Origin of the sequence: Streptomyces sp. SCSIO 30461 (genome assembly GCF_037023745.1) — a bacterium.
Classification (GTDB): domain Bacteria; phylum Actinomycetota; class Actinomycetes; order Streptomycetales; family Streptomycetaceae; genus Streptomyces.
Genome location: NZ_CP146101.1, coordinates 4,064,986 through 4,089,524, shown reverse-complemented (window position 1 = coordinate 4,089,524; position 24,539 = coordinate 4,064,986). Strand labels below are relative to the sequence as shown.

Below are 24,539 nucleotides of genomic sequence, written 5' to 3'. Positions count from 1 at the left end.
TTCTTGAGCGGCGGTTTGCCGGGTCTTCGAAGTTAAGCGGTGCGTGCGTACATGACAGCTTCCGGGCGGACGGCCGACGCGGTGCGCTGCCCGTGCAATGACTGGCCTGACCGCCCTCCCGGTCGACGACCGTCGTATTGGCATGGCCATGCCGCACCGCTTAACTTCGAAGACCCGGTTTGCCGAACGCGGCACCGAGGCGGTGGTCGGTGGCGCCGACGGTGCTGAGGATCTCGCGCAGCACGTTCGTGGTCGAGCTGTCGAGGCCGCTCTGGCGGGAGGCGACCTTCTTTACGCGGTACTTCTCGTTGTAGGGCTTGCCCTCCCGGGTGAGGGTGGGGACCGGAGGCGGGGCCTGCTTGATGTACTGGGAGGCCGCTGCGAGGCGCGCGAGAGCCTGCTTGGTGGGCCACTTGCCGTCCTCGGCCTCGGCCTTCTCGCGGGCTTCGACACTCGGGTACCAGCGCTCGGGGTCCCAGTCGGTCTCGCAGATCGCCGCGACGAGCGTGTCCTTGCGGGTGTGGGGGCGAGCATGTGTGCCAGGTCCCGCTCGCGCTCCGCGCTGGTGCGTGGTCCGCGGCCGAGGGCACCGGCCTTGTCGTGGAGGAAAACAACCTCGATACGCCCGCCGACGGCGGCTTCGACGACGCCTTCGACGGCCCTCCAATTTTCGCCGAGGCCCCACTGGGCGGCGATCGCCGCCTTCACCCGGGCGCGGACCTCGTCGGTGCTCCACAGGACGGGGACGAGGAGGGTGCCCACGTCGGCGGCGTCCAGGGCGGCGGGGATCCGTTCGAGGGGGATCGGTCCGCTGACGCGTGAGCCGCTCTCGGTTGGTGGCACCTTGATGCCGGGGACCTCGATGAACACGGGGCTGCGGTGGTTGTACTTCTCGCACCGGGTGTCGATGGCCTCCTCGATGCGGGGGAAGAACTCCATGCCGTGTCCGCGGCCCAGGCCGGGGGTGCGGACGCTGGCCGGGGCGACGGCCCAGACCGGCCCCGGGGGTGTCGGCCAGGGCGTCGTCGGCGAGGTGCTCAGGGAAGGGGGGGGGCACGTTCGGGCTCAGGCGGGGCAGGGCGGCCAGGCGGCGGCTGGCGGCGACCAATCCGCCTGCGCGGCACAGACGTAGCCGAGCGCTGGATGCAGCATGAGGCGCAGCAGCCGCACCCGTCACAGCTACCCCAGGCCGATTCGACTCCCGTCCAGTTCCAGGGGGATATCTGGCCGTCCGCGAGGAAACCCTTGGCCATGGGGGGCGACAAGCGGCCTCCCCCCGCCGTGGCGGGTCCGTTCGGTCCGCACTCCGTTACGCGGCATCTTGCGACTGATCCCCAGATCCTTGCCGATGCCCTCGAAGGTGTGGCTTGGGACCGACAGGTACGGCGCGACAGCATCCGCCTTGAAGTCAGGCGAGCAGACCTTCATCACCGTGGGAGATTCTCCTCTCGGGGGCCGGTCCCGTGCCGCTCAGGCCGTTTTCATGATCGACAGGCCCAGCCGGCCACTTCGGGCATGTCGTCGCCATGCTTCTGGATCCATGCGTGGTGGCGGGAGCGAGCGTCGGACATGGTCTGCCGCAAGGCGGCTGCGCGCGGACCAAGGTCTGGTACACGATCGATGACGTCCATGACGAGCCGGTAGCGATCGAGGTCGTTGCGCACAACCATGTCGAAGGGCGTGGTGGTGGTTCCCGACTCGAGGTAGCCGCGCACGTATAGTCGGGATTGGATCGAGCGGCGGAATGTGAGGCGGTCGACCAGCCATGGGTAGCCGTGATTCGCAAAGATCACCGGACGGTCGCGGGTGAAGAGCGCGTCGAACTCCTCGTCCGGCATGCCCCGGGGATGATGCCCGGGAGGGATGAGCCGCGCGAGTTCGACGATGTTGATGAACCGCACTGACAGGTCGGGAAGGTGACGGCGCAGCATTCCCGCTGCAGCCACCGCCTCTAAGGTGGGAACGTCGCCGGCACAGGCGAGTACGACGTCCGGGATACGGCTGCCGTCGTCGGTACCCGCCCAGCGCCAGATGCCCGCGCCCCGGGCGCAGTGCTCGCGGGCGTGCTCGATCGAGAGCCAGTCGAAGGTGGGTCGTTTGCCGGTGACAACGACGTTGACGTTGTCACGACTGTGCAGTACCTGCTCAGTGACGGCAAGCAGGGTGTTGGTGTCCGGTGGCAGGTAGACGCGGACCACGTCGGGGCTCTTGTCGAGGACATGGCCGATGCCTCCGGGGTCCTGATGGGAGAAGCCGTTGTGCTCTTGTCGCCATACGTGAGAAGTGAGCAGGTAGTTGAGGGACGCGACAGGGGCTCGCCAAGGCAGCTGACGTGCTGTGTGCAGCCATTTGATGTGCTGGCTCATCATAGAGGCGACAATGTGAACGAATGATTCGTAGCAGGAGAACAGGCCGTGCCTGCCTGAGAGCAGATATCCTTCCAGCCACCCTTGGCAGGTGTGTTCGGAGAGGATCTCCATCACCCGGCCGTCACCGGACAGGTGCTCGTCGGTCGCCAGGATGTCGTCCTGCCACGCCTTGCCGGTGGCCTCGTAGACGGCCTGCAGACGGTTGGAAGTCGTCTCGTCCGGGCCCACCAAGCGGAAGTCGCGACGCTGCGCGGTGTCCTCCATGACTTTCCTGAGCAGTCCGCTCAGGACCCGAGTGGGCTCGTGCTGCGTGATGCCCGGCTCGTCCACAGCAACGGCGTACTCTTCCAGCGGTGGTACCGGGAGGGCCTGCAGTCTCGAACCGCCATTGGCGTGGACAGAGGCTCCGAGAGTCCGAGGGCCGTCCGGCACACAGGACAGCACCTCGTCGGTGGGCTTGCCGTCGTCGTCAAACAGATCCTCCGGCCGATAGGAACGCAGCCAGGTCTCCAACTGAGCAAGATGGCCGGGGTCGTGCCGTGCGTGGGGAAGGGGCACTAGGTGGGAGCGCCAGGTTCCCTCCACTGGGACGCCGTCCACCTTCACGGGGCCCGTCCAGCCTTTGGGAGTGCGCAGGACGAGTACCGGCCAGCGGGGGCGCTCGTGGACGCCGTTGCACCGAGCTGCCTGCTGGATGGCATGGATCCGGTCGACCGCTGTGTCCAGCGCGGAGGCCATGGCTTGGTGAACGTGGGAGGGGTCGTCACCTGAGACGTACAGTGGCTCATGTCCCAGGCCTCGGAGGAGATGGTCGAGTTCCTCTTCCGGCAGGCGGGCCAGCACGGTCGGGTTGTCGATCTTATAGCCGTTTACATGGAGAATGGGCAGCACAGCGCCATCGTGTACGGGACTGAGGAACTTATTGCTGTGCCAGGAGGCAGCCAGTGCTCCCGTCTCGAACTCGCCGTCGCCGATCACGCAGGCGACCAGCAGGTCGGGATTGTCCAGTGCCGTCCCGTACGCATGGGACAGCGAATATCCCAATTCCCCTCCCTCGTAGACGGCACCCGGAGTCTCCGGGGCGATGTTGGTGGGCACACCGCCAGGGAAGGAATACTGGCGGAACAGCCTGGCCATGCCCGCAGCGTCACGAGTAACGTCTGGATAGGTACGGGTGTAGGTGCCCTCCAGCCAGCAACCCGCGAGAACCGCCGAGCCGCCATGCCCCGGTCCCCAGATGCAGAGAGCGTCCTGCCCTCGACTGCTGATGACGCGGTTGAGATGGGTGTAGACGAGGGTCAGCCCCGGAGTTGTTCCCCAGTGGCCCATCAGCCGCGGTTTGATGTGCTCAGGGCGCAGCGGTTCACGCAGCAGCGGATTCGACAGCAGGTAGATCTGCCCGGCCGCCAGATAATTGGCGGCGCGCCAGTGCGCATCCAGAGCTCGCAGTTCGCTCTCGGCGAGGGGTGCGGCACTGTCGACGGTCGGGGTCATCTGCGGCTCCGGGAGTTGCGTCGTCGTTTATTGGGCCGGAGGGGTGTGCCGACACGCATGGGTTGGGATGGAAATCCGTATGCCTGTGGCTTCCTGCCAGCCCTGGCTGCAGCTCGACGAGACAGTGAAGGCCCGTTCGTCGACCGCGACAACTGCGGGCTGGCAAGAAACGTCCGCACCTTGACTGCGCAGGTACGGTGCGCGGAGGGGCGGTCGGGTGCAAATCCCCTCGCCGGCTTAGAGGTTGTCTCACGTGGTGATGGTGTGGGCTGCGGCATGATGTCTCTTCGTGGGTGCTGATCTGTCGCAGCGGCTGGTTCCTGACGGGTTATGGGAGCTGGTCGCACCGTTGCTGCCGTCGTTCAACTCCCGTCCGCAGGGCGGTGGGATCGCGCCGCTGGATGAGCGGGCTGTATTCACGGCGGTGGTGTACGTGCTGACCAGCGGGTGCGCCTGGCGACACCTGCCGGAGAGGTTCGGCGTCTCGCCCGCGACGGCGCATCGCCGGTTCACCGCGTGGACCCAGGCAGGGCTGTGGCGCCGACAGCACCGGTCGGTCTTGGACGAACTTGGTGTCCGGGGTGAGCTCGACTGGACCTGCGTGATCGTGGACGCGGCGTCGGTGCGGGCGAAAAGGGGGGTGCGTTCACCGGGCCGAATCCGATCGATCGTGGCAAGAAGGGCAGCAAGCTGCACGTGCTGTCCGAGGCCCCAGAGCATTCCGCTCGCCGTCGCGGTGTCCGGCGCGAACATGCACGACAGCCTGGCCCTCAAGCCGCTGGTCCGGGCCATACCCGCCGTCCGCTCCCGCCGCGGGCCGCGGCGGCGCCGACCGGTCAAGCTCCGTGCCGACAAGGCGGACTTCTCCGCCGAGCACCTGTCCTGGCTGCGTGAGCGGGGAGTCGTCCCGCGTATCGCACGGCCGGGCATCGAGTCCGGTGAGCGGCTTGGCCGGCACCGCTGGAAGATCGAGCGGTCGATCGCCGGGCTGTCCGGCTACCGCTGGCTCACCGTTCGGTACGAGTGAAAGGGCTCCCACTTCCTCGCCTTCCTCGGCCCCGCAGCCGCCCTCACCTGCTACAAGAAGCTCGCGAAACTCACCACGTGAGACACTCTCTTAGAGATCGAGTACCCAGAGGCCACAGGAAGGCCTTTCTGGTCTTTTCAGTCCCGGCACCACCAACTCAATTCAGGATTACCGGACTTTATATCGAGGTGCCCCGGTAAGGTCGGCTGCGGAGTACCTCTCGACAGCAGAAGAGAGGTCGCTGGTGCCACTGAAGTAAGCGTAGAGGTTCAGACCCGAATAAACGGTGACGACCGCTCGTGTGTCGCACAGTTGCGATAGCCTTGATGGCACGTTAGATAGTGCTTCTTGTCAAGAGCGAGTCACGATTTGGTGTGTGTACCGCGTGAGGCTGCCCTGCTGACCTCGCCTTTTCGCTTGAGGCGATGAGGTGTCGTTGATCGTCTGCTGTCGGGTGGCCGAAGCGATTTCGGTGTTCGGGCATGGTGGAGCCCCGGCGCGGTGGTCGGGTTCTCCGGGGTCTTTCGGGTCGTGGGTGGTCAGGGGTTTGCGGGGCAGTGTGGCGAGGCGGTGGAAGGCTGTGGCCGGTTCGTGTCGCCAGGGTCAGGTCGCCGAGATGCGCAAGCGCAGGTGTCGGCCGCCGCGGGTGAGGCGGGCGGTGAAGTTTCCCCGTGATCTTGGACACTCGTTCGTTATGTCGCGAGGTCGTGTTGGTGCCGCTGTCGGGTCTCGGTCGGGGTGAGGTAGTCGAAGAGCTTGTGCTTGCGCAGGTGGTGGCGGTTGTAGAAGGTCTCGATGACCCCGTTGCCCGATTGGGTGAATGCCTCTGATCTCCACCTTGGTGGGTGGTTCAGGGGTGGAGCCTCAGGTCGGGGGCTTGAGTCGCGAGGCCGTCTCGGACTCGGGACGGAGGGGTTGGGTGTCGATGCGGGCGGACTCGGGTCGGGGGGTGCCTGAGGGAACGAGGGTGGTGGCTTGGGCAGCGTTTCCCAAGGGGTGTTTGGCGATGCGGGTGCGGGACGCGCTCGGTCCTCTGTTCGGCGACGAGGTGTTCAGGTCCGCGTTCGGCGTGCGTGGCCGCCCCGGTGTCGCTCCGGGCCAGCTGGCGCTGGTCAGCGTGCTGCAGTTCGCGGAGAATCTGACCGACCGCCAGGCGGTCCACGCGGTGCGCGCGAGAATCGATTGGAAGTACCTGCTTGGCCTCGACCTGACAGACCCGGGCTTCGGTTTCACCGTGCTGGCGGGGTTCCGCGACCGTCTCCTGGCCCGCAGTCTGGAGGAGGAGATTCTGGATCTGCTCTGGAACGGCTCACGGAGCTGGGGCTGGTGGCAGGCCGGGGCCGGCAGCGCACCGACTCCACGCATGTGCTTGCCGCAGTGAGGGACCTCAACCGCCTGGAGTTCGTCGGCGAGACGCTGCGGGCCGCGCTGGAGGCGGTCGCCGTTGCCGCACCCCAGTGGCTCGCGTCCTGGATGCCCCCGGCCTGGCAGAAACAGTACGGGGCCCGAATGGACTCCTACCGGCTGCCAAGTGATGAGAACGAGCGGACCCAGCTCACCTGGCGCATTGCAGCCGACGGCTACGGTCGTCGACGAGACCCACGACCGGCTCCACGCCAAGCACCTGCTTCCCGACGAACACCTGATGGACGCCGGGCCGTCTACACGATCCGCTCCGGCGTGGAGGGCACGATCCACCAGGCCGTCACTGCCACTGGCGCTCGCCGCACCCGCTACGCAGGACTACGGAAGACCGCCCTCTCACACGTCCTCACAGCCACCGCCATCAACCTCATCCGCATCGACGCCTGGTGGACCGGGCAACCACTCGCCCCGACCCGGACATCACACCTCGCTGCCCTTGACCTCGCCGCATAAGCAAGCGGGCAACGGGGTCATCGAGATCTTCTACAACCGCCGCCGCCTGCGCAAGCACAAGCTCTTCGGCTACCTCACCCCATATCGGCCCCACCCATCGCCGTTCGGTCGGACGACGGCCCCTCTGACGGCCACAGTAGCGAGTGTCATGAATCAGGTGTGAGCCTCCACGAAGGAGTCACCTGATGAATACGACGATGGATCACCGGATCGAGACCTCCGGCAGCGTGTCGCTTGCCGTGGCTGACAGCAGTGTTCAGGGTGCCGACGTGAAGTCGATGCCGGTGTCTCAGAACGGTCTGTCCAGCGAGCTGCTGGAGGAGCTGGCCGCGCTCGCGGCCGAGAAGGTCCGCGGGGAAGGGCTGCGGCTGATGGGCGAGGGCGGGCTGCTGCCCGAGCTGGCCCAGCACCTGATGCAGGCCGCCCTGGAAGCCGAAATGGACGAGCACCTGGCCGCCGAGGCCGGCCGGAGCGGTGGGCGAGGGTCCCGCTCGGGCGGCAACATGCGCAACGGCTACCGGACCAAGAAGGTCATGACGGAGGTCGGTGCCGTGACGGTGCAGATCCCCAGAGACAGGCTGGGCACCTTCCGGCCCCGGATGCTGCCCGTGTACGCCCGCCGCACCGGCGCGCTGGACGATCTGGTGATCTCGCTGACCGCCAAGGGCCTGACCTCCGGCGAGATCGTCTCCCACCTCGCCCAGACCTACGGGATGACGACGACGAAGGAGACCATCTCCACGATCACCGACAAGGCCCTGGAGTCGATGGCGGAGTGGCGCACCCGCCCGCTCGATCCGGTCTACCCGTCGTCTTCATCGACGCCGTCCACGTCAAGATCAGGGATGGTCACGTCGCCAACCGGCCGATCTACGTGGCCGTTGCGGTCACCGCCGACGGCTACCGCGAGATCCTCGGCCTGTGGGCCGGGAACGGCGGGGAGGGCGCCAAGTACTGGCAGACCGTCCTGACCGAGATCAAGAACCGAGGCGTGCGCGCAAGGCCGCGGAGTTAAGCGCCGGGACCGTCCGTCAAGAGGGTGATCTCGCTGTATGCGGCGGATGTGGCAACGGGACCTCTGGTAGGTGAGGGATCGACCAAGATCTACTCGCCGAAGAGGTCCCGTTGACCAGCCAGTGTGCCACCACCGTGCCCGAATCCCATGGACGTGAAGAAGAACTCCTTCTCGCGCCGGGCCACTTGGGAGACCTGACTCGGTATCTTCCCGTTGAACTCGTCGATGCGGTCCTGGAGGAGAGCCGGGTCCTTGAGCGTCGGCGGCGTCTCCTTCCGTCACGCGTCGGGGTGTACTTCATCCTGGCCCTGTCCCTGTTCCCCGCGCTGGGCTATCTCCGGGTATGGGACAAGCTGACGGCCGGACTCGCGAGGCGGAACGCAAGCCGGCCGAGCGAGAAGGCCCTTCGTTGTCTGCGACGGCGCCTGGGGCCGGCTCCGCTGAAGGCACTGTTCGACGTGGTCGCCGGCCCCATCGCGCAGCCCACCACCCCAGGCACCTGCTACCGACGCTGGCGAACCGTCGCCTTCGACGGCTGCAGTGCCATCAAAGTCCCCGACTGCGAACGGAACCGGGCCTGGCTGGGCAAAGTCCAGGCCCGACTCGGTTGGGCCGGATACCCCATGATGCGCCTGATGACACTGTGCGAGACCGGCACCCGCGGGCTCCTCGGGGCCGAGTTCGGGCCGACGAATGAGTACGAGGCCGCGTACGCCCGCCGACTGCTGCGGTTGGTGAACGCCACCATGCTCGTCCTCGCCGACCGCGGCTTCGACGCGGACGACTTCCTGTCCGACACGGCGGCCACCGGCGCGCAGTTCGTCATCCGGATCACCGCCCGACGTCGCCCGGCCATCTTGGCGGTGCTACCCGACGGCTCGTACTTGACACGGATGGGCACGCTCAAGCTGCGGGTCATCGACTCGACGATCACCATGAGCACTGCGACCGGAGAGACGCTCTGTGAGCAGTACCGCATCGCCACCACGCTGCTGGATCACCGCCGCGATCCGGCCGAAACCCTGGTCGGGCTCTATCACGAACGGTGGGGTGCGACACGAAGTCGCACGAGATTGAGTGAACTACCTGATCGGAGGATCGACTTGATGTCGACAGCGTAGTTCCGGGCCAGTGCTCAAGGCCCGTCCCCACTTCGACATGCGTCGCCGGTAACGGCGGGGTGTGGAGCTCGAAGGAGAAGCCCAAGGGCCCCCGTGCCATCCGGGGATTACAGGCAAGGGGAAGACCGGACGGGTGAACGCAAGTGAACCCCTGATGATGCTTCGTGATCGTGGGCCCCGCCGATGGACTGCTCCAGCGGGGTGCAGGACTGGTCGCTGAGAAGCGGCAGGCGCCGGCTGAAGACCCAACGTCAGCCGGGAGAGCATCGCCGTCCCGGAGTTTAGGGGGCACCCACCCCGGTCGTATCTCACTCGTGTGGAACGTGGAAACCCCGCTGGGGTCCGGACGCGACAGCGTCCGGTCAGCCGACCGTAAGGAAGGCCCAACTCCCCAGCGGGCACAGGATGACCCAAGAAGCCAACGCCGGTCGCCGAAAGGCAGCGGGAAACCGGGGCAGATGACCAGCGCCTCCGCTGGTCGCCTCGCATAACCGGCCGGATACGGGCTCAGCCCGGACCCGCAAGGGTGCTGACGTGGGTCAGGTGGGCCTGTGAGGACCGGATGACCATCAACGCTGAAACCGAAGGGCAAGTTGGACACCGTGGCGACAACATCTCCCGTGGCGGACACCGTCCAGGACGACAGTGCCGTCACGGCGAACGGACCTGAGGACGACATCACCGACTGGCAGTCGATCGACTGGCAGGGCGCGGAGAACGAAGTACGGCGGCTGAGGCAGCGGATCTTCACGGCATCGCAGGCAGGGGACCTCAAGAAGGTCCGCAATCTCCAGAAACTAATGCTCCGCTCCCGCTCCAACACGCTGGTGAGCGTGCGGCGGGTGACGGAGATCAACGCTGGCCGCAAGACGGCAGGGATCGACGGCCGGGTTGTCCTGCTGCCCCAGGGGAAGGCCGAACTGGCCGACTGGATGCAGCACCGGGCAGCGCCGTGGAGACCCTTGCCCGTCAGGCGGGTCTATATCCCCAAGGCCAATGGCCGTCAGCGCGGCCTCGGAATTCCCGTGATCATCGACCGGTGTCTTCAAGCCGTGACGCTGAACGCGCTGGAACCCGAGTGGGAGGCACGGTTCGAGCCGAGATCCTATGGATTTCGTCCCGGCCGTGGCTGCCACGACGCGATCGGAGCGATCTTCCTGGCCGCCAAGGGCAAGAGCCCGAAGCGCCAGTGGGTCCTTGACGCAGACCTGGCAGCGGCGTTCGACCGCATCGATCACGACCGCCTCATGGCCTCGATCGGACAGTTCCCCGCCCGGGGGCTGGTCGAGCAGTGGCTCAAGGCGGGAGTACTCGACCGCGGCGTTCTCGCCCCGACCGAGGAGGGGGTTCCGCAAGGCGGGATCATCTCCCCGGCGCTGATGAACGTGGCCTTGCACGGGATGGAAGAGGCTGCCGGAGTCCACTACCGGCTCACCGGCCCACGGGCTGGTGAACTGGCAGTCGGCTCGCCGACTCTGGTCAGGTACGCCGACGACCTGGTGGTGCTCTGTCACAGTCGTGACGAGGCGCAACAGGTCAAGGAGCGGCTCGCCCGGTGGCTCAGGCCCCGGGGTCTGGCCTTCAACGAGGACAAGACGCGCATCGCGCACCTCGACGAGGGCTGCGACTTCCTGGGCTTCACCGTCCGCCGCTACCACGGCATGCTGCTGATCAAGCCGAGCAAGGCATCCGTGCGACGGATCCGGGCACGGCTCGCCGCCGAGGTGCTGGCCCTTCGGGGGCAGAACGCGGCGGCGATGATCGCCAAGCTCAACCCGATCATCCGGGGCTGGGCTGCCTACTTTCGGGGAGTGGTCTCCAGTGAGGTGTTCGCCTCGCTGGACAACCATGTGTGGAGGCTGGTCTACAAGTGGGCCCGCCACACACACCCGAACAAGCCGAACGGCTGGGTGACCTCCCGGTATTTCGGCCGGTTCAACGAGTCCCGGCAGGACCGGTGGGTGTTCGGTGACCGCGAGAGCGGCCGCTACCTCACCAAATTCGCCTGGACCAGGATCGTCAGACATCAACTCGTCGTCAAAGGGGCGTCCGTGGACGACCCGGCGCTGACCGAGTACTGGGCCTCGCGGCGACGCAGGAACAAGCCCCCGCTCAGCACGCGCCTGCTGAGTCTGCTCCAAGGACAGCACGGCCGGTGCCCGCTCTGCGGAACGCTTCTCCTGCACGCCGACCAGCAGCCGCAGAGCCCCCAGGAATGGGAGCAGTGGCTGCGGGCGATCCGGACGGCGGTACGCGCAAACGCGCTCACCGCCGAAGCGGACGGAAGCCAGTCCGACGATCCCGTCGCCTTCCGACTCACCCACGTTCACTGCCACCGCTGGCGCGGCGGCAGTGAACCACGCTGACCAGCCATTCTGGCTGCCCGTGGGCCTTCAGGGCCTGCTTGAGCCGGATGCGGTTAACGCCGCCCGTCCGGTTCTGAGGGGGGTGCGGCGCAGCAATGCGCCGCACCTACCCGACAACACGAATCGGCCTATTACGCGCTTCGGTACACGCTGCAGCACGGACTCGTGCTGCGCTCACAGGATCCCGCGGGCCTGGAACAGGAACTGTGGGCCCAGCTGACCATCTACCAGATCCTGCGGACGGCCATGGCGACGCCGTGGAGTGCCGCCCCGGGACCGACCCGGACCGCGCCAGCTTCACCATCGCCTTGGAGACAGCCCGCGACCAGCTCGTCCTCGCCAGAGCCGACGACCAACTCACCGGACAGAGCCTGCTGGTCGGCCGGATCGGAACGGCCCTGCTCATGGGGCTGCTTCCACCACGGCGCCTTCGTACCAGCGCACGCGCCGTGAAGGCGGGACGCAACCGATATCCCACCAGACCTGCCGAACTCAGACCACGACAGAGCAGGAAGATCACCGCACTGACCGTGGCTCTCCGCTCCGCACCCGCATGTCCACCCGAACCGCCGGAGAGGCAACCTGAGGACCTACGCAAGGCAGTCGCGGGCATCCGCCCCATGGGAGCCGGCAACAGGAACAGAGTCTTCCATCTCATGGCTGCCGATCCCGAACGCGCCTGGCGCCCACGAGAAGTCACCCTCGCGCTGGGTATCCACAGCACGAGGAGCTTCGCAACCCAGATGAGCCAGTGGGCCGCCGAGGGCCTGCTCAAGAAGATCGCCTACGGGACATACACACTCGCCGACGCATGGAAGACGACCCTCTTGACGGACGGTCCCGGCGCTTAACTCCGCGGCCTTGGGCGTGCGCGATGTGCTCATGCTGGTCTGCGACGGGCTGAGTGCCCTGCCTGACGCGGTCAGCACCGTCTGGCCCCAGACCGTCGTGCAGACCTGCGTCGTCCATCTCATCCGCGCCAGCCTGCGCTACGCCTCCCGCCGCGACTGGGCCGAGGTCGCCCGCGACCTCAAGCCCGTCTACACCGCCGTCAACGAAGAAGAAGCCCGGCAACGACTCGCCGACTTCGACGCCATCTGGGGCAAACGCTACCCCTCGATCGCCGGGACCTGGCAGCGGGCCTGGAGCGAATTCGTGCCCTTCCTCGGCCTGCCCGACGCCATCCGCCAAGTCGTCTACACCACCAACGCCATCGAGTCCCTCAACGCCCGCTACCGGCGCGCGGCCCAGGCCTGCGGGCACTTCCCCAACGAGCAGGCCGCCCTCAAGCGCCTCTACCTGGCCACCCTCGCCCTCGACCCCACCGGCCGCGGCCGCCAGCGCTGGAACAACCGCTGGAAGTCCGCCCTCAACGAGTTCGACGTCCTCTTCGACGGCCGCCTTACCGCCGGACGGGTGTAGTCCGAGCAGCCCACCGAACAACTCATAGGCCAAACAGACGAATCACACCTAATTCCTGATAGACCCCCACAGTATGCACACCGAGGGCCATCCCATGTGGGTCGGCGGTCACCGGCGCAGGTGACCGCCGACCCACGCTACCCGACATCACCCAATGAAGTTGAGTAGCGACAGACTGGCGGAGAGGGGAGACTGGAGGGGGCTCGGGAAGCAAGAGCGGAGCGTGTGTGGTGGCCCAAACTGACCGTTTCCGATGGCGGGCGGATGTGGATAGTCGCCACCTGGCAGCAACGTGGACACTGTTCCTGGCCGTGTTGGCGGGAGCCTGGATCGTTACGGTCCGGCTGGCCGTACGGATGGGCGTCGGTCCGGGGATCATGGGAATGACGGTGATTGCCTTCGTGGCCGTGTGGACGGCGATGATGGTGGCCATGATGCTGCCATCCGTTATTCCCGTGGCGGCAGCATGGTCAATTTACCGCGAAAGGAGTCCATCGCAGCTGCTGTGCGTCATGAGATCCGGCAGTTTCACCCTCGGATTCTTTCTCGTTTGGGCGGTTTTCGGATTTCTTGGATATGTCGCCTTTGCTGCAGCAGGGAATGCCGTTAGCGAGCATCCAGAATCCGGTCGATGGATTGGGTCTGCAATCTACCTATTTGCAGGCCTGTATCATCTAAGTCCGCCAGTGAGAAGGTGCGTGAGGCATTGTCGAAATCCGTTGGACCATGCATTTTGTGTCCATGCTGTGGATCGTTCGCGACTGCGCAGTGCGCAAGCCGGAAGTCGCCATGGTGGTCACTGCGTGGTTTGCTGTCTGGGCTTGATGTCGATCATGATTCCTCTCGGGATGATGAATTTGTTTCTGCTTGTCGCATTGACTGTATTGATCTTTGGCGAACTTTTCTTGACCAAAGGAGTCGCATTGCACAACATTGTCGGAGTGGCCCTGATTGCATTTTCCTTTCTTGCCTTTTTTGGAGGGGTTCTGCTGCCGGGTGTTTCGCCAATCTCGGGGGGGATGCAGTAGCCAGTGATTGCAGGGGAAGTTGGGATTCATGGGGTCCAAGAAGAAGTCGCAGTACGACGCCGAGTTCCGTGAAGGTGCGGTGCGCATCGTGGTCGAGGCCGGGAGGCCCGGCCGGGGAGGTTGCCGAGGAGCTTGGCATCAACCCGGGCACGCTGCACAGCTGGGTGTCGCGGTGGCGGCGCAACGGGACGACGTCCTCGGACCGGCCCGTGCAACCGACAGCCGCCAAGTGGCGGTGGCGGTCGGGTCGGGAGGCCGAGCGGGCCGAGCGGGCCGAGCTGGATCGACCCGTGGTGTGGATGTCCTGGTAGGGCACTGTCAGGGAGCCGCCTCCGGTGTGATGGTCACCTGTCTGGTCGATTCCTGGAGGGGCTGTTCGTGGAGACGGTGTTGTACCGGGGGTTCCGTTTCCCGCCGGAGGTCATCGCGCACTGCGTGTGGCTGTACCACCGGTTCGGCCTGAGCCTGCGTGACGTCGAGGATCTGATGGTCGGGCGCGGCATCGCGGTCAGCCACGAGACGCATCAGTGGACACGCCGCCGGTTCGGCCCCGCCTACGCGAACGCGCTGCGCCGACGCCGCCCGCGACCTGGGGACAAGTGGCACCTGGACGAGGCCTTCGTGAAGATCCAGAGCCGACAGCGCTACCTGTGGCGTGCGGTCGACGCCGAGGGCAACGTCCTCCCCGTCGGGGTACCCACTGGCCCGGGTGGTGGCGCTGATCGAGTCCGGGACGCATGTGGTCACCGATGCCGAGGTCGGGCATTACCGGTCCGGTGAACGGGGCCTGGCGGCCGAGCTCGCCCGCAGCCTGCGGCCGGGGATGCTGGTACTGGCAGACCGGGGCCTGCCCGGGGTGCATCTGTGGAAGCAGCTCGCGGCAACCGGCGCCGACCTGCTGTGGCGGGTGCCCAAGCTGTGGAAACTGACACCCGAACAGGTCCTCGCGGACGGTTCGTGGATCGCCACCGTGCACGGCGGCCGGGGCCGCAGCAGGCAACCGGTCCAGGACGTGCGCGTCCGGGTGGTCGAGTACGTCCTGGACGATGCCGGCCGCGCCCCGGACGAGCACTACCGACTCGCCACCACGCTCATGGACCCAACCGCGGCCCCAGGCCGGGAACTGGCCGCGCTGTACGCGGAGCGGTGGGAAGCGGAGACCACCCTGGCCGAATGGAAGACCACCCAGATCGGCTCCGGCAACGTGCTGACCAGCAAGAGCCCCGACCTGGTAGAGCAAGAGATCTACGCGCACCTGGCCGTTCACACCGCACTGCGGTCCCTGATGCACACCGCAGCCCTCCACCACGCCACCCCGATCGATCCCGACCGGCTGTCCTTCGCCGCCGCCCTGCGCGCCGCCCGCCGCAGCGTCACTTCGCTGACCGGCGCTTTTCCCCCCTGAGCACCTGACCGCCGAGATCACCCACTTCTGCACCGAGCTGTGGCAGGAAATCAACCCACCCCGACGGCTGCGGACCGTCCTACGCCAGGTCAAACGCAAGATGTCCAAGTTCCCAGCCTGGAACCCCGGCCGTCCCAAACCTGTACAGCCGACCAGGACGTCACACCAAGCAGTCAAGATCATCCCAGCCGTGAAACCGCCACCGGATCCCTAAAGTCAACGGCATTGAGGTTAAACGCAAGGCTCACCCAGGGCCCGCTGGGCTTCGGGAAGAGTATTGAGGTCTTGGCCTTCGTCAGTGCCAGGTCGATCGAGCCGAGCCAGGCGCCGTCCATCCTCGTGAAGTGCAGCAGGTGGCCGCCGGCATCGACAATCGCGATGTTCATCGCGGTTCCCGTCTTCTCAGCTGCGGTCTGAGCTGCGGCAGCGAGTCGAGTCGCGACATTCAGGCTCATGGTGGACGTGGTGTGGCCTTTCGTTGGGGTGAGCCGTTGCACGCGGTGGCCGACCCCAACGTTCCTGGGGCCGCCACCCGCAGGAACGTTGTGGCCAGAGCTGCTTTTCTCCTCAGTTGCTCCGATCCCGGAGGGTGTGGGGAGGCCATGGAGCATGAAGGTGTGGGGGCGCGATGCGGACGACTTCCGTGCCAGGTGGGACGGTTCGATCATGTGGCCCACCCGGTGCGGCCTTCGCCGTCGGCGCCAGTGAGGCTAGCGGGGCGAGGTTCCATGAGGCTGCGGTCAACAGCAGCGTGAGGACGGCGGCGATCCACCACGCCGTACGCCATGTCGCCACCCTCGCGAACGGCCAGGACCAGCAGTCCCGAGAACACGATCCCCGCGCCGATACCACCGAATCCCCCGTCGACCAGGTGCGGGGCCGACCGGCGCAAGCCGGACAACAGCGCCCCGACCGCATGGACGAAGGTGAGCGCGCTGGTGAACCCGGCGATGAGGCGCAGCCTTGACCAGAGGGTGACGTCCTGCGTGAGCGGCATCAGAGCGAGAGAGGCAGCCATCACGATCATCGAGGCACGCATCACCAGGCGGGAGGGGACCAGCCGGGGCGCGAAGCTGCCGGTCAGGTAGCCGACGTAGTTGGCTGTCGCCAGGTTCGCCCCGCTCGCGGCCGAGAGTCCGGCCTGGTCGTGCATCAACGGCAGGATCGGGGTGTAGACCAAGCGGCCGACCCCGTTGCTGGCGGCCAGCGCGCGGCTCCCTGGATCGCGATGGCCCAGGGAGCGGGTCCGAGAACCCGATGTTCGACAGGAGGCTGTTCGAGGGCGAGAGCCACGGAAGGGGGGACCGCGGGCACCCCACCTCGGATCTTCTGACAGACCGAAGCCGTTGCGGGCGCCGAGTGGGCTGCGTCGGCGGCCTTCTGCGGGCCACGGCCGTCGATGAGTGTCGTCCGGTCCGCTCCCGTGCCGTGGCTGCCGCCGGGGAAGACGACGACTGCGTCATGGCCGGCCAGGCGGCGAGTTCGCGTCGGCGATCAGGTCGCCGCTGACCGGTGTGGCGCCTGCGGCCCGGACGGTGTCCGTCTGCATCGGAGTGCGATGCAGACGGACACCTTGTCGTCTCAGCGGGCCTGGGTGTCGTCGACTCCTTCGACGATGAACACGCGGTAGTCCGCACCGGCCCGGCGGTGGGGCAGCGCTGCCTGGTAGGCCGGGCTCTCGTACCAGGCCCGCGCGTCCGCAACGCTCAGGAAGCGATGGATCAGCACACCGTCGAACGGCGCACCCTCCAGGGTTTCGATCGCCCCGTACCCGACGAGGGGTGTCACCTCGTGGCCAGCCCGGGCCGCCCGGGCCGAGCCGGAGTAGAGTGCCAGCTCGGCCGGGTCGGTCACGCGCTCGCGGAGCATGACCACGTAGGCGCTCACACGCCGCCCTTGTTGACCAGCTCGATCAGGGCGTCGGCTGCGGGAGCCGAGGAGGCCGGGTTCTGCCCGGTGATCAGCAGACCGTCCTGCAGGACGTAGGGCTGCCAGTCGCCGGTCTTGGAGTAGAGGCCACCGAGCTTGGTGAGTTCGTCCTCGACCAGGAAGGGGACGACGTCGGTGAGCTGGACGGCCTCCTCCTCGGAGTTGGCGAATCCGGTGACCTTCTTACCCGAGACAAGCGGGGTGCCGTCCTCGTTGACGGTGTGGCGCAGGACGCCGGGTGCGTGGCACACGAGTCCCACCGGTTTGCCGGAGAGGAGAGTGGTTTCGATCAGGCGCGCGGAGACGGTGTCCTCGGCCAGGTCCCACAGCGGTCCGTGCCCGCCGGGGTAGAAGACCGTGTCGAAGTCGCCCGCCGAGACCGAGTCGAGGCGCACGGTGTGGGCCAGTGCGTTGGTCGCCTCGGGGTCGGCCTCGAAGCGCCGGGTGTCGTCGGTCTGGAAGTCGGGTTCGTTGCTCTTGGGGTCCAGCGGCGGCTGCCCGCCCTTCGGGGAGGCGAGGGTGATCTCCCAGCTGGCCTCCTTGAAGCGGTAGTACGGCGCCGCCAGCTCCTCCAGCCAGAACCCGGTCTTGTGGCCGGTGTTTCCCAGCTCGTCGTGCGAGGTGAGGACGATCAGAACCTTCATGACACACTCCCTGTGTGATTAGACCAGTCTACTAATGACGCTGAAACTGGGTTCCCCATGACCGGACCGGGCATGAGACGCGGGCCTTCTACAGGTGCAGAAGCCTGCGGGTTGCCGCTGCGGCGGTGTCGAGCGGGGCCAGACTACGGTGGATCTTGGCCATGATGCTGGCGCCGAGCCACATGTCGTACAGGGCCTGTGCGACCTGGTGGGCTTCACCGTCGACCGAGAGAGAGCCGTCCTCCAGACCGCTGACGATCGTCCGCTCGATACGGTCGACGATGGCGCTCGTGCCTTCCTTCAGGGCCAGGCGCATCGACTCGGACAAGTCCGCGACCTCGGCGCCGAGTTTCACGGCCAGGCACTTGCCCTGGCAGTCCTCGATGCTCTGCGTTTCCCGCCACTGCTGCCAGTAGGCCGTCAGCCGCTCGGCCGACGACTGGCCGGAGCGGGCGAGAATACCGTCCATGTCCGTGAGGTAGTCCGCGAAGTAGCTCTTCAGGATCGCTTCACCGAAGGCGTCCTTCGAGGTGAAGTAGTGATAGAAGGACCCCTTCGGTACGCCGGCCTCCGCGAGCACCTCATTGATACCGACAGCCGAGTAACCCTTGCGGGCCATGATCCGCTGGGCCGTGTCGAGGATGATCCGACGGGTGTCCGTGGTGCGCGTGGCGACTGGCATGCAAGAACCGTAGCATCAGAGTAGACCAGTCGTCTAGCGGTCCACGGCCGGGCGCGCGATCTGACGGGTGTCCGCGTACTCGTCTGAGCTTGCCAGGCGCCTGGCGGAGCGCGGGTGGCTCCCCCTGGAGGCGTCGGGGGCCTTCAGTGCCGGCCGGCGGCCTGTGGCCGTGCCGGGCGACGGCTCATCCGCGTGACCATCGACCACCGGATCATCGCCTCGCTGGTGGCCGGCAACGTCTCGTAGTCCCGGGCCAGTCGGCGCAATGCATCAGCCACGCGGTTGGGTCGGCCGCGCGGCGAAGTGCTCGCCATCAGGGCGAGTCCTGTTCCGCGCGGCCTCCCGCCGAACCGGACATGACCGTTTCCCGGTCATCCGGCTCTCCAGTGACTACTGCGTGAGTGGTCTGGGGTCGTGCCTCCTTCCCGCGCCTGCCTACTCGTCCTCGGAATCGGACGCTGAGCGCAGCTGCCAGCCAGCCGCGTCGAAGACCTCCTGCGCGGTGGCGCGGTGGCGCTGCCGTACGAGCTCAGCGAAGCGCCCCTGCTCCATGCTCTTCATGGTCAGCTCCTGATGGTTCAGCAACATCGCCAGAAGCGCTGTCGAGGTCTCGATGACGTCGGTGAGGTGGTCGATCTCTTCCGAGTGGTCGGTCCTGGCGGGTTCGGTGAACTCAACAAAGCCAATCTCTGCGAACCCGGTCTCGTCGCTGCTGAACCGCCCCGGGTTCGGTAGAGATCTCAGATCGTGGTGATGACCTGGGGTTTCTTGAGTTCGGTGTAGTAGTTGGCTTCGTATTCGACGGGCGGGATGTGCCCTATCTCACCGTGGAGTCGGCGGTGGTTGTACCAGTCGATCCACTCGGCGGTGGCCAGCTCGACCTGGGAGAGCGTCCTCCAGGGGCGCTGGGGCTTGATCAGCTCGGTTTTGAACAGGCCGATCGTGGACTCCATCAGGGCGTTGACGCTCCTATAGCTGTCAACTGGCTGTATTGGGTGTCTGTGGAGCAGGTCGGAGCAGGTGGTAGACCTCGCGTATGACGTAGCGCTTGAGGCAGCGGATGATCTCGCGTTTGGTCTTGCCTTCGGTGGTGCGGCGGGCGACGTAGGCGATCGTGGGCTGGTGGTATTGCATCCGGACGATGACGGTTCGGTAGATCGCTGCGTTCAGCTGTCGGTGGCCGCCGTGGTTGATGCGGTGCCTGCCGCTGGTCATGCCGGAGCCGGTGGGCACGGGCGCGATGCCCGCAAGCTTGGCGAGAGCGGCCTCGGACTTGATCCGCTCGGGGTTGTCGCCGGCGACGACGAGGATTTCCGCGGCGGTGTCCACTCCGATGCCGAACGGTTCGAGAAGCTGCGGGGCGGCTCGCTGGACCAGGTCGCCGATCATCTTCGTCAGCTCTTTGGCCTCGGCGTCCAGGTACTGCCATCGCTTGGCGAGCGTGCGCAGTGTGTGGCGCAGTGCGTCTTCGGGTCCTTCCAGGCGGCGAGGACGCAGGGCTGCCAGCTGCCGTGCCAGGGCTACCTGTGTCTTTCCCGCGGTCTCCCGGCGCAGGGAGTCGGGGGCGTGGACCAGCATCGCCTTCATCGTGACCATGGCCGCGGCGCGCTGTTCGACAGCCTGGTCGTGTGCGACCTTGAGCCTGCGGATCATCTCTGCTTCGCCGTCGGCGCTCTTTGGTGTGGCGGTCGCGAACCCGGCGAGCACGGCGCGGGCGGCGTTCTCGGCGTCCAGGGTGTCGGACTTGCCGTTCATGCGCCGGAGCCGCCGGTCCGGGCGGCCGGCCTCGACCACCTTGTGGCCACTCCTGCGGAGAAACGATGTCAGTGTGGCGCCGTAGGAGCCGGTGCCCTCGATGCCGAACGCCAGGATTCTGCCGAACGAGGCTGCCCAGTCGTGCAATTGTTGGAAACCGCCCGTGTCGGTTGAGATGGTCAAGGTGGCCAGGATCCCGCCGATCGTGTCCATCACCGCCGCGACGTGGACGTGCTTGTGCGTGTCGACGCCGATCACGACATGCTCGGACCTGGGCTGCTCGATGGCCTGCACGATGTTCCTTCCGGTCGGTAGCGTGGGAGATCACGCTGTCGCCGGTCGGACGGACAGGACTGTCACGGGGACGCTTTTGATGAGTCGGCTCCAGGCTCTTATCAGGTCACGTCCGTCCGGCGGCAGCGCTTGCTGCGTGCCCGGCCAGGCGGTCGACAGATCAACGCCAGGACACCCGCGGGGTCAGTCGCAAGCAAGAGTCAGACCACCTCGGCCGGGGCTACCCGATCCTTGCGGGATCCGGTGCGAGAAGACTGACAGTCGTAGGCGTCACCGACGGATCCGATGCTCGCCGCGATGCCGGCGGCGTCCAGGTGTTCGGCGAGGCGGAAGCTCGTGTACTGCGACCCGGCGTCCGAATGATGTATCAACTCCCCTGGCTGGACGGGGTGTTGGTCGCGGTCGCGCTGCCAGATCGCCATCTCCAGGGCGTCCAGGACGAACACCGTCTCCTTCACCGTGGCGGCCGACCAGCCCACGATCCGGCGCGAGGAGGTGTCCACGACGAACGCGACGTAGACGACGCCGGCGAAGGTCTTCACGTGCGTGAAGTCGGCTACCCAGCAGCGGTTCGGGGCGCCGGCGACGAAGTCGCGGTCGACCAGGTCCGGGGCCCGCTCGGCCTGTCCGCCGGGGATCGTGGTGATGACGCGTTTGCCGCGCACCGCGCCCTGGATGCCGAGCTCGCGCATCAGGCGCTCGACGGTGCAGCGGGCCGCCGCATGTCCCTGCCGGTTCAGCTCGCGCCAGATCTTCCGGGCCCCGTAGACACGGTAGTTGGACGTGTAGACCTCCTGGATCCTCTCCTTGAGCTCCTCGTCGCGCACGGAACGGGCAGAGGGAGTTTCGAGGCGTTTCTTGTGGGCGTAGTACGTGGAAGGGGCGATCTGGCAGTCGTGTGCGGTGAGCGTTCTGCAGATCGGCTCGACGCCGCCGAAGCGGTCCCGGTACTCGTCGATGAACGCTACGAGCGCGTGTGTGGCCGGTCGAGCTCGGCCGCGAAGAAACTCGCCGCGGCCTTCAGGATCTCGTTCGCCCGCTTCAGCTCGGCGCTCTCCTTCTTCAACGCCTTGAGCTGGGCGGATTCCTCCGTCGTCGTCCCCGGCCGCGTCCCCGCGTCGATCTCGTACTGCTTCACCCAGTTCCGCAACGTCTCGCGGGAACCGATGTCGAGCTTGTCCGCCACCGCCTGCAGGGCGGCCGTCTCGTTCGGGTAGTCGTCGCGCACCTCGGCGACCATGCGCACCGCGCGACGGCGCAGCTCAAGCGGGTAACGGGAGGGTCGTGCCATGACTCAATCCTTTCACGGAATCGAGTCTCTACCTGACACGGGGCGGTTCACTGGACCAGTGCGTCGAGGAGTTCAGGGATACGGGCGTGGGCTCGCACGCCGGGCGAGCGGTCGCCCACCAGGGCGAGACGGGCTGTCCAGAAGTTCCCGGGTTGAGGCATGCGCACATCCTGCCCCAGTCATCGAGTTCAGCACCAACGATTGAGATTCATGGTTCGATAAGCAATACTGATGGGCATGGATCCGCACCTCCTCCGCACCTTCGTGGCCGTGGCGCGCTGCGGTTCCTTCTCCGAGGCGGCTCGTGAGCTCGGCTACACCCAGTCGGCCGTGTCCCAGCACATCGCCGCGCTCGAGAACGACCTCGGAACACTCCTGCTGCAACGGCGTCCGGTCTCTCCGACGGTCGCAGGCATCCGCCTACTGGAGCACGCCGGGCCGCTGCTGCTGCGACTGGACGCCGCCCGCGCGGACATCGCGCGTCTGACTGCGGCACCAGCCGCGCGCATCACCCTCGGTGTCTCACCGCTGGCCATGACGTCACGGCTCACCCTCCCTCTCGCCGGCATCCGCCGGACGCAGCCCCTCCTGGAGGTGGCACTGCGGGTGCTTGGCCGCGAAGCCGTCACCCACGAACTCGCGACCGGCACCCTGGACCTCGGCCTGATCGACGGCATGGCCGCCCCCAACGACCCGCTCCACCTCCCCGACATCGGCCCGCTCACCACGATGGCCGTCACCGAGGGACCGCTGGCCGTCGCGCTGCCCGCTCAGCACCCGCTTGCCGACCGGGCCAACCTTGACCTGGCCGACCTCGCCGACGCCCGATGGATCGACGCACCCGACACCGCAGTCCCTCTCGCACAGTTGCGCACTGCGAGCGGAACCAACGGCTATCGCGCGTCCCTGCGCTACGAAGGAACCGACATACGCGGGCTTCTCGCCCTCGCCGCCGCAGGACACGGACTCGCGCTGCTCCCCACGCACGCGATCGACGGCATGCCCGGCCTCAGCCCGGTCCCCATCTGCGCACCACGATTGGTGCACCGCACCGAGGTCCTCCACAGCAACACGTCGGACGGCCCCCTCGCAGTCCTCGCCACAGCCCTGACGGCAGCAACGCGATGACCGAGCGGCCACCAGAGCCGCACCCCTGGAACGGCGCCGACCTGCCGGGGCGCGTGCACGACCAGACCGCCGCGCGTGCCGAGAGCATTGCCGAGCAACTACGCCTCCATCCGAAAGTGAAGGCCGAGGATGAAGTCAACACCGTTGCGTTAGCGCCGTGAGCGGCTGTTGAGGCCGTGGGCGAAGAACGCGACGGTGGTGTGGACGGTGTAGTTCTGGGCCTTCTGGGGGTGCTGTCCGGCGTTCGGTCCGTACTTGCTGGTGGGGTTCTTGCGGGTGCGGGCCTTCACTCGTTGCCGTCGGTGGGCGGGCAGGAGGTCGCTCAGGGCGGCGTGGCCGATCGTGCCGACCAGGTCGATGGGGGTGCCGGGGAAGATTCCATGGCCGGCGGTGACGGTGTTGGTTGCGGCGGCCAGCAGGACGATGAAACTGATCCGTTCCCTGGGTACTTCCGGCCGTCCGGTCAGGGCGTCGTCGCTGGCGCGGATCAGGGCCTGGTAGGCGGTGAGCAGGGCGTAGACCTCCTGGTCGAGGCCGTCGGTGCTGCGGGAGCGCAAGACGCGGCCGTCGAGCATCGTGGCTTTGATCGAGAAATACGTGGTTTCCGCCTGCCACCTGCGGTGATATAGATCAACGAGCTCGGCGGCCGGGAAACGGACGGGGTCCAGCAGATTGGTGATCAGCCGCCACTGCTCGGTGCGGACGGTGCCATCGGCCAGGGTGACGGTGACGGTTGCCTCGATCACGCGCACCGGCAGCAGCACCGGCAGGACGCCGTAGCCGATGCGGGCGATATAGGAGCCGTCGCCCAGGTGCCCGGCGGGGGTGGGGACGCGGCGGGCCCCGGAGCGCACCAGGAACCGCGCCCCGCTCTGATGGACGGCATCAAGGAACTCGTTGCCATCGAAGGCCGTGTCGGCCAGCAGGAGCATCGTCTGGTCCAGGGAGGACAGAAGCCGTTTGGCATAGGGGAGTTCACCCTCGGACTCCGGTCCGAAAGCGGCGGCTATGAGCGCGCGGGTGCCGCACTCGACCAGGGCCAGCAGCCCGCAGGAGCGGATAGCCGAACTCCAGACCCTCCCCGGCCCGTTTGGGGTAGCGCCAGGTAAGCGTCTCGTCGTCGGGGGTGTGCAGCAGGGTCCCGTCGACGGCCACCGTGCGCAGGCCCCGCCAGAAGGACCCCTCCTGCCCAGGGCGGGCGACGGGCCCGGCAAGCGTCTCGAACAGACGCCGCAGAGGCGCGGCCCCCACCCTGCGCCTGGCCCGCGTCAGCGAGGAGACCACAGGACACACCAGGGCAAGCGGGGTCAGCGCGGCGGTCAGCTTGGACCACACCGTGCGGTACGAGCGGTGTTCGAACAGCGCGAGAGCGAGCACGAAGTACACCACCACCCGAGAAGGCAGCAGCCGCAGGCGCTTCTCGCGCCGGCCGGTCTCCTCCAGCACCGCGTCCACCAGCGCGAAGTCCACTATCTGGGTCAACTCCCCCAGATGACCCGGCGCGAACACACCCCGGGCTGTCTCGATCGTGGACGTGATGACAGACTTCTCCTGCAACGGGACCCCTGACCTTGATCGACTCTCTTCGCCGATCGTTGATCTATCAGGTGGTCCCGTTGCGCTGTTCAGCAGGACTTGACGTACAACTCAAAGACCAAACGCAACGGTGTTGTCGTTGAGGTTCCTCTATC

General features: G+C 66.8%; 23 protein-coding genes and 6 pseudogenes. 14 read left to right on the top strand and 15 right to left on the bottom strand.

From position 1 onward, the window contains the following. Positions 1-160: 160 nt before the first annotated feature. Both V1460_RS18110 and V1460_RS18100 read right to left on the bottom strand, forming a co-directional pair. A complete protein-coding gene (locus V1460_RS18110; RefSeq protein WP_338674692.1) occupies positions 161-667 on the bottom strand; it encodes a hypothetical protein in 507 nt (168 codons plus the stop codon). Positions 668-1,481: 814 nt separating this feature from the next. After that, positions 1,482-3,863, bottom strand: a complete 2,382-nt coding sequence (locus tag V1460_RS18100) for a phosphoketolase family protein (protein WP_338674691.1) — start codon at positions 3,861-3,863, stop codon at positions 1,482-1,484. Between the two features lie 289 nt (positions 3,864-4,152). On the opposite strand from V1460_RS18100, the gene V1460_RS18095 reads away from it, so the two are divergent. From V1460_RS18095 to V1460_RS18050, 12 genes and pseudogenes are all read left to right on the top strand, one after another. Next, the gene (locus V1460_RS18095; RefSeq protein WP_338674690.1) at positions 4,153-4,890 is read left to right on the top strand and encodes an IS5 family transposase; all 738 of its coding nucleotides are present in this window, start codon (positions 4,153-4,155) and stop codon (positions 4,888-4,890) included. A gap of 967 nt (positions 4,891-5,857) precedes the next feature. Next, positions 5,858-6,271: a transposase gene (locus V1460_RS36420; RefSeq protein WP_407077479.1), complete on the top strand. Its 414-nt coding sequence runs from the start codon at positions 5,858-5,860 to the stop codon at positions 6,269-6,271. Further along, the gene (locus V1460_RS36415) at positions 6,268-6,768 is read left to right on the top strand and encodes a transposase (RefSeq protein ID WP_407077478.1); all 501 of its coding nucleotides are present in this window, start codon (positions 6,268-6,270) and stop codon (positions 6,766-6,768) included. The genes V1460_RS36420 and V1460_RS36415 overlap by 4 nt, the downstream gene beginning before the upstream one ends. Positions 6,769-6,953: 185 nt before the next feature. Beyond that, positions 6,954-7,565: pseudogene (locus V1460_RS18085) on the top strand (transposase); the annotation flags it as partial. After that, the gene (locus V1460_RS36410) at positions 7,544-7,783 is read left to right on the top strand and encodes a transposase (RefSeq protein ID WP_407077477.1); all 240 of its coding nucleotides are present in this window, start codon (positions 7,544-7,546) and stop codon (positions 7,781-7,783) included. The pseudogene V1460_RS18085 and the gene V1460_RS36410, both read left to right, overlap by 22 nt. Positions 7,784-7,893: 110 nt before the next feature. After that, positions 7,894-8,832 (top strand): annotated as a pseudogene (locus V1460_RS18080) (transposase domain-containing protein); the annotation flags it as partial. Positions 8,833-9,524: 692 nt separating this feature from the next. After that, positions 9,525-11,270, top strand: a complete 1,746-nt coding sequence (gene ltrA, locus V1460_RS18075; RefSeq protein ID WP_338674543.1) for a group II intron reverse transcriptase/maturase — start codon at positions 9,525-9,527, stop codon at positions 11,268-11,270. Positions 11,271-11,476: 206 nt separating this feature from the next. Continuing rightward, positions 11,477-12,121 (top strand): hypothetical protein, encoded by a 645-nt coding sequence (locus tag V1460_RS18070; RefSeq protein ID WP_338674688.1) that lies wholly within the window; start codon positions 11,477-11,479, stop codon positions 12,119-12,121. A 13-nt stretch (positions 12,122-12,134) separates the two neighbouring features. Then, a pseudogene (locus tag V1460_RS18065) lies at positions 12,135-12,692 on the top strand (transposase); the annotation flags it as partial. 230 nt (positions 12,693-12,922) lie between these two features. Further along, positions 12,923-13,720 carry a DUF2182 domain-containing protein gene (locus V1460_RS18060; RefSeq protein ID WP_338674687.1) on the top strand — a complete coding sequence of 266 codons (798 nt, stop codon included), beginning with the start codon at positions 12,923-12,925 and terminating at the stop codon, positions 13,718-13,720. A gap of 378 nt (positions 13,721-14,098) precedes the next feature. Then, positions 14,099-14,410: pseudogene (locus V1460_RS18055) on the top strand (transposase); the annotation flags it as partial. A 19-nt stretch (positions 14,411-14,429) separates the two neighbouring features. After that, a complete protein-coding gene (locus tag V1460_RS18050; RefSeq protein WP_338674686.1) occupies positions 14,430-15,125 on the top strand; it encodes an IS4 family transposase in 696 nt (231 codons plus the stop codon). A gap of 179 nt (positions 15,126-15,304) precedes the next feature. On the opposite strand, the gene V1460_RS18045 is transcribed toward V1460_RS18050, so the two are convergent. From V1460_RS18045 to V1460_RS17995, 11 genes and pseudogenes are all read right to left on the bottom strand, one after another. Further along, complete coding sequence (locus tag V1460_RS18045) at positions 15,305-15,580, bottom strand: heme-binding protein (protein ID WP_338674685.1); 276 nt, start codon at positions 15,578-15,580, stop codon at positions 15,305-15,307. Between the two features lie 209 nt (positions 15,581-15,789). Next, a complete protein-coding gene (locus V1460_RS18040) occupies positions 15,790-16,278 on the bottom strand; it encodes a YbfB/YjiJ family MFS transporter (protein ID WP_338674684.1) in 489 nt (162 codons plus the stop codon). Positions 16,279-16,706: 428 nt separating this feature from the next. Then, complete coding sequence (locus V1460_RS18035) at positions 16,707-17,012, bottom strand: DUF1330 domain-containing protein (RefSeq protein ID WP_338674683.1); 306 nt, start codon at positions 17,010-17,012, stop codon at positions 16,707-16,709. Next, on the bottom strand, positions 17,009-17,698 hold the full coding sequence (locus tag V1460_RS18030; RefSeq protein ID WP_338674682.1) for a type 1 glutamine amidotransferase domain-containing protein: 690 nt from the start codon (positions 17,696-17,698) through the stop codon (positions 17,009-17,011). The genes V1460_RS18035 and V1460_RS18030 overlap by 4 nt, the downstream gene beginning before the upstream one ends. An 88-nt stretch (positions 17,699-17,786) precedes the next feature. Beyond that, entirely contained in the window at positions 17,787-18,380 is a 594-nt protein-coding gene (locus V1460_RS18025) for a TetR/AcrR family transcriptional regulator (protein WP_338674681.1), read from the bottom strand. A 143-nt stretch (positions 18,381-18,523) separates the two neighbouring features. Further along, a pseudogene (locus V1460_RS18020) lies at positions 18,524-18,657 on the bottom strand (IS5/IS1182 family transposase); the annotation flags it as partial. A gap of 158 nt (positions 18,658-18,815) precedes the next feature. Beyond that, positions 18,816-18,941, bottom strand: a complete 126-nt coding sequence (locus tag V1460_RS18015) for a hypothetical protein (RefSeq protein WP_338674680.1) — start codon at positions 18,939-18,941, stop codon at positions 18,816-18,818. A gap of 179 nt (positions 18,942-19,120) precedes the next feature. Then, positions 19,121-19,360: pseudogene (locus tag V1460_RS18010) on the bottom strand (integrase core domain-containing protein); the annotation flags it as partial. After that, positions 19,359-20,429, bottom strand: a complete 1,071-nt coding sequence (locus V1460_RS18005) for an IS110 family transposase (RefSeq protein WP_338674679.1) — start codon at positions 20,427-20,429, stop codon at positions 19,359-19,361. The pseudogene V1460_RS18010 and the gene V1460_RS18005, both read right to left, overlap by 2 nt. A gap of 200 nt (positions 20,430-20,629) precedes the next feature. Continuing rightward, positions 20,630-21,388: an IS3 family transposase gene (locus V1460_RS18000; RefSeq protein ID WP_338677997.1), complete on the bottom strand. Its 759-nt coding sequence runs from the start codon at positions 21,386-21,388 to the stop codon at positions 20,630-20,632. A gap of 5 nt (positions 21,389-21,393) precedes the next feature. Beyond that, a complete protein-coding gene (locus tag V1460_RS17995) occupies positions 21,394-21,720 on the bottom strand; it encodes a transposase (RefSeq protein ID WP_338674678.1) in 327 nt (108 codons plus the stop codon). Between the two features lie 237 nt (positions 21,721-21,957). Here V1460_RS17995 and V1460_RS17990 point away from each other — a divergent pair, with 237 nt between their 5' ends. Both V1460_RS17990 and V1460_RS17985 read left to right on the top strand, forming a co-directional pair. After that, entirely contained in the window at positions 21,958-22,848 is an 891-nt protein-coding gene (locus V1460_RS17990; protein ID WP_338674677.1) for a LysR family transcriptional regulator, read from the top strand. Then, entirely contained in the window at positions 22,845-23,009 is a 165-nt protein-coding gene (locus tag V1460_RS17985) for a hypothetical protein (protein WP_338674676.1), read from the top strand. Before V1460_RS17990 ends, V1460_RS17985 begins: the two co-directional genes overlap by 4 nt. Here V1460_RS17985 and V1460_RS17980 read toward each other — a convergent pair. Together V1460_RS17980 and V1460_RS17975 are read right to left on the bottom strand one after the other, a co-directional pair. Then, on the bottom strand, positions 22,998-23,858 hold the full coding sequence (locus V1460_RS17980) for a transposase (protein WP_338678087.1): 861 nt from the start codon (positions 23,856-23,858) through the stop codon (positions 22,998-23,000). The genes V1460_RS17985 and V1460_RS17980 overlap by 12 nt on opposite strands. After that, a complete protein-coding gene (locus V1460_RS17975; protein ID WP_338673860.1) occupies positions 23,824-24,405 on the bottom strand; it encodes a transposase domain-containing protein in 582 nt (193 codons plus the stop codon). Before V1460_RS17975 ends, V1460_RS17980 begins: the two co-directional genes overlap by 35 nt. Positions 24,406-24,539: the final 134 nt, after the last annotated feature.